The following is an 8,569-nucleotide window of genomic DNA, read 5'->3' on the forward strand; positions in this document are numbered from 1 at the left end:
CATTGATGCTTCGCTGAACCAGCGCGGCAGCAATCTCTAAGTCTTCGTTCCTCGCCGGGCGAATGCAAATTGGCATAACTTTCACGTGCGCCAGCCGTTGAGAATAACATGGTAACGGCTAAACCACAGCGTGGCTAGGGCAGGAGCGGCTCTGTTAGTGCAACCTGAGCCGCTGGCCGATGTCCGCCTCGGGTCAAACTGAGAAGTCCGGACGTGCAACCGGGAAGTCGGCTTTACCCTCAAGATCGGACATCGTCAGCCGGTCTGTCAGCTCCGAAAAGTGCCGTGCCAATAGGAGACGAAGCCCTGGCGATCAGCGTGCCCCACTTATCCCTTACAGACCGGGACCCATGACAGGAAAAAACGTTACGCGCCTCGATCTCTACGAAGCCGTCTACCAGACCGCGGGACTATCACGAGCCGAGTCGTTGGCTATGGTTGAATTGGTGCTCAACGAGATCACCGACACCCTGGCGAAGGGCGAATCCGTTAAGCTCTCGTCGTTCGGTTCGTTCATCGTACGCAATAAGAAGCAGCGTGTAGGCCGCAATCCAAAGGCCAGCGCTTCGTCGCCGTCCCCGCCCTTAATCGATGACCTCGTTCGCAGACACCAAAAGTGCTTGCGGCACGATCAGTCCCAGCGCCCTCGCGGTTTGAAGGTTGACGACAAGGTCTATATTGTCCGACTGCTCGACGGGTATATCGGCCGGACTCGTACCCTTGAGAATCTTGTCGACGGATATCGCGGCATACCGCCAGGTTTTCGCGGCGTTCGGACCATACGACAGAAAACCCCCAGCCCGAGCGAAGTCGGTAAAACCAGAAATCGCAGGAATTTTTTGCGCTGCCGTCATCCGCGCGAATTCCGCAAGATGGTCAAAAAATTGGGGCGACGGGAACAGAATAAGCGCCTCGACCCGCGCGCGGCTCGCCGCCCGGAATGCGTCGGGGAGATCGTCAGCCCTATTCACCGCAATAGCGTAATGCTGCAACCCGAGTGACGGCAGGGCCGTCTGCATCGCCTCGAAGCTTGGTTCGAGCGCTTGCCTTAGGCGCGCATCCCACAATACGCCCACGCGCGATAGGCCCGGCACCGCCTCTTTCAGCAAGGCCAGCTGTTTCGGAATCAGATCAGCATAGCGATCAACTAATCCGGTGACGTTGCCGCCAGGCCGAGAGAGGCTGGAAACGAGTCCGTGCTGAACCGGGTCTTCGCCAATACCTACGAATATAATCGGGATCGTCGTGGTCGCGTTTTTTACAGCCAAGGCTCCGGGCAACCCCCCACCAGCCATAATGACGTCGACCTTGGCCCGAACCAGATCAGCGGCGAGGCCGGGTAACTTCTCATATCTTCCTTCTGCCGACCGGTACACGAAGGCGATGTTCCTGCCTTCGAAATAGCCGCGCTCGCGCAGAGCCTGGCGCGTTTCCGCGAAGCGCCGGGCGGGGTCCGCATCGCTGCAACCACCGCACAGGATACCGACGCTATAGGTCTTTTCCGCCTGCTGCCCCGCTACGGGTTGCGTGGCTACGAGGCTGCCGAATGCAATGCTTAGCGCAGCGAGACAACAGACAAAACTCTGCTTCATCGCGTCCTCCGCATATTCGGTAGACCGTACGGGGAGGCGCGGATTCCGGCGCTCGGTCTCAGGATCGGTCTGACGGTCGGCCAGCCACTTCCGGTCTACCCCGTGGACCGATGCCGCCGGGCATTCGTACAAGCGTCGTTCGATATTATAGCGACGCGTGCCGGTTCAATACGGCCGAGTCGGTGCCGGGTGGAGTTCCATGCAATCGTTGCGGCCGGTTGTACGAAATACCGGCGTACTTGTCCTCTGTCTCCATAACAAAATAGGTGGCGGAACTGCCGCTGCCGATCGTACAAAAAATGGAGTTCGGTTCAGTGTGGGAGCAAGGGCACGCCATCAGTGTCACCCTCGGGGGTGACAGGCCTTTGAGGTTTTCCACGGGAGGGTGACAATCTGTCACCCTTGGCTCGCGGCAGGTTATCCGTCGGCGGCATTCGGAGCCGGTACGTGCTTGAGGTTTACTCTGTCCTATCAGAGCGCAACTGATGCGGAGAGGGGGATCCCACAGCCAATCAATGAACTCCGAATAAGGGCCATCATCAGATCGCCGCGGCTCGTTGGTTGGTAACATAGTCGACGATCTCGGCAACGCCAGCCATCCTCACGAAGCTGTCTCGGGCAGCGCGATCTCCTTCCCTTCGAGGCGTTAGGGCTTTATTCTTAGAACCCATAGCTTTTTTAGGTTTCGCCTTGATCGAACGGCGATCGCACTCACCCGGTTCAGCCGGGTTTTGCGCTTCAATTGTCGCGACGAGCGTGGCCGCTTGCTGCTTGACACTTCAGGGTGCTGTAGGGCCTAATTTACCTCAGATTGAAACGGCCTTGGCGCGAGAATTGGGTTGTCGAGTGAGGAGTAGCGCCCTGACACGCCAGGCGGGCTGTCGAGTAAGGAGTAACACCCTGACACGCCGCCGTCACAGCAGCTTAGTTGGATCGCGCCAGCCTTGGGCACGGGCCAAGATATCAAGTCCGCGACCTCGTCTGCCGCGATTCATCGATCTATCGGACGGTCATTCATACTGTCACTTGGACCCAGCTGCCGCTTCTCAATTCGATAACGCGATTGCTCAGATGGGAATCGGCATCGCGACCATTGGCAAATCCACGGGGAGGAGGAAGGCAATCGCACCGTCCCGTCGGCACGTTGGCAAGAGCCGGCAAGAGCTTGCGACGGAGCGAAAATACGTTTCCATTCTGCGCGCCGATCTGCATCGATCCTCTGACCTGGTAACGGACCTCGCTCTGGAAGATTCCATCGCACGGCTCGCGCCGGCGCTGGAAGAAATGCGATCCGCCGTTCATGAGTACAACGGCATCGTCTATCGAGAAATGGGTGACGGAATCTTCGCTGTATTCGGCGCGCCGGTAGCCGACGGTTTGCACGCCGTAATGGCTTGCTTCGCAGCACTTGAACTGCTGCGCCGGATAGAGGCGCTGGAGGATGATAGCGTCCGCATACGGATAGGAGTGCATTCGGGCTTGGTAGTCGCCGGGCCCCGCAAGCTCGACTACGCGACGACATACGATTTTGACGGCCCACCACTCATCATGGCCGAGCGTTTGCAGGCAATTGCGGAACCTGGACAGGCCCTTGCGTCCGAGGACTGTCGGGTGCTCGCTGAAGGGTACATCCAGTTTGGAGCAGGCGAATCGCAGGCCTTGAAGGGTTTCGCACACCCCGTGATCGTTCATCCTATCAAGGGTGTTGATGAGCTCTCAAAGTGGCAAGTCACGAGGGGTCGCGGTACGGCGGTTTTCGTCGGCCGTGAAGCAGAATTATCGCACGTGCTCGCGCTTGGTGAGTCAGCTGCTGCCGGGGCTGGTCGAAATACGATTGTCTCGGGCGAGCCGGGGGTGGGCAAATCACGCCTCGTCCGCGAGGCGCTTGGTACGCTGCATCAACGGGGTTGGCAGTCAATGGAGGTGGAATGTAGCCCGATTGTCGGGCATTCACCTTTTGCGCTGTTGAAGAGCATTCTCGTCATCGCGACATCGGCGCTGGGCGACGTGGAGACCGCTGCGCTCAAGGCCGAGCTTCCAGTTGCGCAATTGAACGCGATGCGGATCGTTCTCGACGGAGCAGCGGCCGATACGTTGCCAGATTGGGCGAGGCTTGCTGCGCGCGCACGAGAACGCGCGATCGTCGAAATGGCCGTTGCAGTGGTAGCCCGGCGGATTGGACAGCAACCTGCGTTGCTTCTCATTGAGGATGTGCAATGGGCGGACGAGGCCAGTGCCCCCGCGCTTGAAGCGATTTTGAGCCAGGCGAAACACCTGAAGTTGTTTGTGCTCGCGACTGCTCGAACGGGAGATCTCCCGACCTGGATTAAGCGCACATCGGACTCGCGACTTGTGTTGGCGCCCTTGAAACGCGATGCCGGCCTCGTCATGCTAGACCAGTTACTTGGCACGTCACCCCATCTTCAGCCGCTCAAGGCGCGCATACTGGAGCATACTGGTGCGATGCCGCTGTTCATAGAGGAGGTTTGTCGAGGATTGGTTGAAGCCGGGCGATTGACCGGTTCATGGGGGGAATTCGAACCGGCATTCGAGGAGACGGCGCTTGGCGTTCCCTTGACGGTTCAGGGCGTGATTGCGAGCCGCATCGATCGGCTTTCGCTGCGTGAGAAGCGATTTTTGCAGATCGCTGCCGCCATCGGTCCGCAGCCCCCGAGCCACCTGTTGAAGGTGCTGAGTGGAGCGAAGGAGTCGATCTTTCGTCAGATGCTCACCGCTCTTTTGACGGCGGGCATGTTGACTTATTCGCCGGAGGCCGGCCGGACGGAGATTGCGTTCCCGCATGAATGCGTGCGCCAGGTTGCCTATGATGCCACCCTCGAGTCCGATCGAGTGAAGCTGCACAAGCGCATCCTGAACGAACTGGAGACAGAGGCAGCCGCTGCTGCCCAGAACAGCGGGAAAGAGTTGGCAGCGCTGATGATTCATCACGCCGTTCAGGCGACGGAATGGGCACGCGCAGCCGAATTGGCAACGGCAGTAGCCCGGCGATGCTTCGCGCAGTCAGCTTTTGCGGATGCCAAGCGACACTTCGAACTGGCAATGGCGTCCGTTGATAAACTGCCCCCTTCGCGGAAGCGCGAAGCAACCGCGATCGACCTCAGAATTGAGGCGCGCATGGCCTACGGCAATTTGGGGATGGTGAGTCGTTGGCTGGACCTGGCAAGAGAAGCCGAGGCCCGCGCGGTTGCCGTCGGCGACCGGGTTCGGCGCATTCCCGCCCTGGCGATGCGCGCTGCGGCTCTGAATTTCTGCGGAGCGCCAACGGAAGCCATCGAGGCCGGGCAGTCGGCCGTGCGGGAAGCGGCCGAGAGCGGCGACCGAGGGTGGCTTGCCTATGCCGAATACGGTTTGGGTCAGGCGCACTATGTAGCCGGCAACTACGCCAAAGCCGTGGAGACGCTCGAGAGAGCGTATCGGCGTTTCCGCATCGAGGGCGCCGCACCACCTCCTGGCGGGGGCTCCGCTCAGGCCGCGCTGCTCAGCTGCATGATGATCTGCGTCAGCAATGCCGCGCTCGGCGATGATGGTGGTGTTGCTGCGGCGCAGGCGCGGGCAGATGAAATTGCCAGCGAGTCATCAACACCCGCTGCTGCAATCGCGGGTGGATTCAGTCGTGGAGTTCTTCTGCTGTCGAGAGATGACATCAAAGCCGCGGAAGAGACGCTGGCGCAGTCACTGAGGCTCGCCCGGCAGCACGAAGTCCATCTCTTCATACCTGTGCTAGCCAACCAGCACGGATACGCGCTCCTGCAGCTCGGGCAAATAGAGGATGCGCGAGAGGCTTTTCGGACAGCGCATGATGAGTCTGAACACCTTGGGCACCGGTCCGCGGGGTTGCGCTCGGATCTCGGCCTGGTCCTTTGCGACGCGGCGTCTCCGCTCAAGCGCAAGACAGCGCTGGAGGCGGCAGTACGAATTGAGCAAAGCAGCCGGCAAGGCGGGTACCAGCCTTTAGAGTTGGAAGCCCTTCTTGTTGGAGGCGCCTTGCTTGACGCATTGGGAGAGGATTTTTCGGCGTCTCAAGCAGCGGCCGAGCGTATGGTGGCGCGCACCGGCGCCTTCGGCACGGAACGCGACGTTTGCCGTATGCTCGCGCGAGTTCTCGGCAAGGCACCCGTTTGCGGAGCGGTTGGTCAGCCGGAAAGTGGCCAAAGTTTCTAAGTCACAAGGGAGGCAGTTATGACAAAGGCACCGAAAACAGTCTTAAATCAAACTTACGACGGGAAAAAGTCGAGCAAGTCCTCCACCGGGAAAAAGTCAAGCGAGGTGAAGTTATTTGGTGCTCTCTACCAGGACTATCCAGTTGACTTTTCCTCGAAGTATTTTTCTGCGGCAGCGGTGGCTGACAGCGTTTTGAACATCAAAGCTGCTGGTTTCACTAGGGATAGTTTGTTGTGGGGTTACTATCAGAAATTCGCGGCGAGCGATCCTAAGGATCAAAGCAATTGGAGTGACGTCCGCCTTTACCAGAACTGGGAATCGGCCATCGCAGAGGCGCGGGAAGCGTTGTTGAAGATGCCGGTCGATCGCAGTCTACCGGGACCTGATCCGGATAATCCCGGTGTGAGGGCCCGCAACATGCTTGAGCATCTCGACACAGCGGTAAGAATTGCCCTGTTCGACAAGCACCTGTTGGGCTCATCGACGAAATCCGGTGTTGCGATCGAAGTCAGCGTGGGGACCCAGGCCCGGCCTTCGCGGCGCCACAAGGTCATGACCTCATGGCAGCCCGATCCCACTAACCCTTCCGACCCAAAATACAAGTGGAACAAGCTTATCATCACCATGACCTGCCCCAAGGGAGGATGGATCGGTCCGGCGGTCTGGAAGTACAATGGCCCGAGCCGCTTTACGCGATACACCGCGACCTACAAAGTACCGGCGGCCCCGGTCCGCAAAGTTGACCAGATCCTCTTCATCTTTAATGGTCTCGAGAGCTTGCCTAATCCTCAGCAAAGCCATTATCCAGGGATCTTGCAGCCAGTCCTGCAATGGACAAAGGGCGATGGTTGGGCCATCCGGAGCTGGTATGTCCCATCCAACTACGCCCCATCTATCGAAATGATGCCGGGGCTAAACGAAGAACGAAGGTTTACTGACGCTGACTCGCCGGCCTGGACAAAGGCAATAAAGGTCCCGGTAAACAAGAAGCTGAAGGGCGTCGTCGAGTGGGACGGCATGTCGTATCAGTCCAGCTTTGTGGTTGATGGCAATACGGTAGCACCACTGCTCGCACGCAACATTCTGCCACTTACATATCCGGTTGCGGTGGTTGAAGCGTATAACATCAGTAGTGACAAAAAAGAACTTGTCGACGTCACGATGGATGACATCACCCTTGAACTGGAGAACTCGCCAGGCGTACCCATCGAGCCGACCTGGGAGATCGGAACTGATTCCAATCCAAGTGATGGAATTCACTACGGCAAGGGCAAAATGCAACGTTACAAGATCCAGGCAAAAAACAACAACACGCAGCTGATTTTCACCCCGAAATAGGTGCGCCAGAAGACGAGAATCCCGCCAGAGCGATTGCTGATACTTGAAATTCGCGAGCCCGAGAGGAGCGTCGGATGACGACCCAGAACCTAATGTGCAATACGTTTTCGCCGATCTTCACCAACAACTCGAACAATTCGGCCACTCTGACACTGAGTGTGACCAGCCAACCCGGCCATCCCCAATGCAACGGTGCCACTGTGTTGGGATTGTACGATGTCGACACAAACTTACTTAAGAGCTCCCCAACGTACCAGCCGGGCCTCAATACGGTGCAGGTACCAAAGAAGCAGTATCTGGCTGTCTACTGCAATAGTTCGACCGACGATGGCGATGCCGGATGTGTCGCCGAATACACAGTAGTTTAATTGGGCCAGTTAGGTGCAGCCGCTGCGCATGGCGCGGCTACTCCAGCTTATGCGATCCGAACGGGAAGTCGATCGCCGCAATCCATGAACGGGCACGCGCAGGCGCTCCCGAAAGAGAAGAAGTCCAGCCATTCCTCCAATTTATCGGCGCGTATCGCCGCAGAACAACCTTGGGACCTTGTACGAGCGCGGAATCGGCGTACCTCGCGATGATGCCGAGGCGCTGGCTTGGTGCCGGCTTGCTGCGGATCAGGGCGAGGTTTTCGCTCTGACGAACCTTGGCTCGCGATATTTCCACGGCGTCGGCGTTGTTCGCGACCCTGTCGAGGCGTCGCGGTTGTGGCGTCTTGCAGCCGACAAGGGCCACGCTAATCCGCAGCAGGCAGCGCTCAATCGCGAACTGGCCCAGGCTGAAGCGGAGAAGCTGCGCCCGGTTCTTACCGAATTGAAGCATTTGTCTTCACGCCAGATTGCGGTTGAGCTGACTCTTCGCGGTGTTGCAACATCCCGCGGCGGCAAGTGGCAATCGCCAACGGTCTTGCGAATGATCCATCGGCTGGAACTGCGCTGAACAAAATTTCACCTTCGCGGAAGTGCAACCCAGGTTGCGCCTAGCGCGTAGGCCGGGCCTCCCCCGGGCGGGAAAAAAGCCGGAATAAGAATGCTTTTTCTGCTGGCGCCGCTCCCATACCTAAATCGATCCCTCGGATCGCGTGGCGCGCTGGATTGGACCTCAATCCAGTCGATGTCAGATCGGAGCATGACGCGGCGTGGCTTGAGACACTGGTCTGGCCTGAGCAAAATGAGCGGGTAGCGCGGCTGCGGGCCGCTATCAATATCGCGCGAAGCGATCCGCCGAATGTGGTTAGTGGCGATCTGTTGACGGATCTACCGAAGCTGGCGTCAACGGCCCCGAGGGACGCAACGCTTGTCGTCTTTCATACCGCCGTGCTTGGATATGTTTTGCCACAATCCGCTCGGGAGCAGTTTGCCGCAACTGTGAAGCAACGCGCCCAGCGCCAACCCGCCGCAGAGCGAACGCAGATAGCGCTCAACGGCCGAATAGGCAGATTGGCCCCGAGGGCGCTA

At 58.7% G+C, this 8,569-nt stretch carries 5 protein-coding genes and 1 pseudogene; 5 read left to right on the plus strand and 1 reads right to left on the minus strand.

Translation table 11 applies throughout. From position 1 onward, the window contains the following. Positions 1-350: 350 nt before the first annotated feature. Positions 351-584: pseudogene (locus JQ611_RS42325) on the plus strand (HU family DNA-binding protein); the annotation flags it as partial. On the opposite strand, the gene JQ611_RS42330 reads toward JQ611_RS42325, so the two are convergent. Next, on the minus strand, positions 585-1,592 hold the full coding sequence (locus tag JQ611_RS42330) for an ABC transporter substrate-binding protein (protein ID WP_249133860.1): 1,008 nt from the start codon (positions 1,590-1,592) through the stop codon (positions 585-587). A 1,071-nt stretch (positions 1,593-2,663) separates the two neighbouring features. Between JQ611_RS42330 and JQ611_RS41095 the strand changes: the two genes are divergently transcribed. From JQ611_RS41095 to JQ611_RS41110, 4 genes are all read left to right on the plus strand, one after another. Continuing rightward, positions 2,664-5,774, plus strand: coding sequence for an AAA family ATPase (locus JQ611_RS41095; protein WP_212468814.1), 3,111 nt, complete (start codon positions 2,664-2,666; stop codon positions 5,772-5,774). 18 nt (positions 5,775-5,792) lie between these two features. Further along, complete coding sequence (locus JQ611_RS41100; RefSeq protein ID WP_212468815.1) at positions 5,793-7,112, plus strand: hypothetical protein; 1,320 nt, start codon at positions 5,793-5,795, stop codon at positions 7,110-7,112. A 507-nt stretch (positions 7,113-7,619) separates the two neighbouring features. Next, positions 7,620-8,051 (plus strand): hypothetical protein, encoded by a 432-nt coding sequence (locus JQ611_RS41105; RefSeq protein ID WP_312012407.1) that lies wholly within the window; start codon positions 7,620-7,622, stop codon positions 8,049-8,051. Between the two features lie 116 nt (positions 8,052-8,167). Beyond that, positions 8,168-8,569: DUF2332 family protein (locus JQ611_RS41110; protein ID WP_212468817.1), on the plus strand; the 402-nt coding region annotated here is incomplete at its 3' end.

This window comes from Bradyrhizobium sp. AUGA SZCCT0182 (assembly GCF_018130185.1).
Lineage (GTDB): Bacteria > Pseudomonadota > Alphaproteobacteria > Rhizobiales > Xanthobacteraceae > Bradyrhizobium.